We start from the raw sequence: 920 nt of genomic DNA on the forward strand, positions 1-920 counted from the left end.
CAAAAAATCACATTAACAAACAACAACCCCAAACAAGAAAAACAAGTCAGAGATCATTGGATGCTCGCGTCCACTATACAGTTAACAAACAACCCACAAACAACCCCCACCAACCAGCCAAACCAGCCAGCCAGCAGAAGAAGCAGCAGGAAAACCCCAAAAGGTGTTATCCCATAACCCGACAGCATGCCCACTCAAACTCTCACATCCAACAGTCACCCAATGACCAACCACCCCAAACAAAAAGCCTGAAGCAGTCTAATGCCGATAACTAAACAATCAACGACCCCAAAAAATAATCCTAAAACAAGCAACCAAAATAACAATAAAAAGAACCCGAAAACAAAACGCTTCCAAACCCCTAAAAAACAGTTGCATCCTTAGAAAGGAGGTGATCCAGCCGCACCTTCCGGTACGGCTACCTTGTTACGACTTCGTCCCAATCGCTAATCCCACCTTCGACCACTCCCCCCACAAACGTGGTTAGGCCATGAGCTTCGGGTGTTACCAACTTTCGTGACGTGACGGGCGGTGTGTACAAGGCCCGAGAACGTATTCACCGCAGCATTGCTGATCTGCGATTACTAGCGACTCCGCCTTCACGATGTCGAGTTGCAGACATCGATCCGAACTGAGACCAGCTTTAAGGGATTCGCTCAACCTCACAGTATCGCAACCCTCTGTACCGGCCATTGTAGCATGCGTGAAGCCCAAGACATAAGGGGCATGATGATTTGACGTCATCCCCACCTTCCTCCGAGTTAACCCCGGCAGTCTCTCGCGAGTCCCCACCCAAAGTGCTGGCAACACGAGACAAGGGTTGCGCTCGTTGCGGGACTTAACCCAACATCTCACGACACGAGCTGACGACAACCATGCACCACCTGCACACCAGTCCGAAGACCACCACATCTCTGCAG

The 920-nt window shown here is 50.3% G+C and carries 1 rRNA gene; it reads right to left on the bottom strand.

Annotation, left to right across the window (positions count from 1 at the left end):
• Positions 1-384 precede the first annotated feature (384 nt).
• Positions 385-920: ribosomal RNA gene (locus BM477_RS08120) — 16S ribosomal RNA — on the bottom strand; the annotation flags it as partial.

Source organism: Boudabousia marimammalium, assembly GCF_001936115.1.
GTDB lineage: Bacteria > Actinomycetota > Actinomycetes > Actinomycetales > Actinomycetaceae > Boudabousia > Boudabousia marimammalium.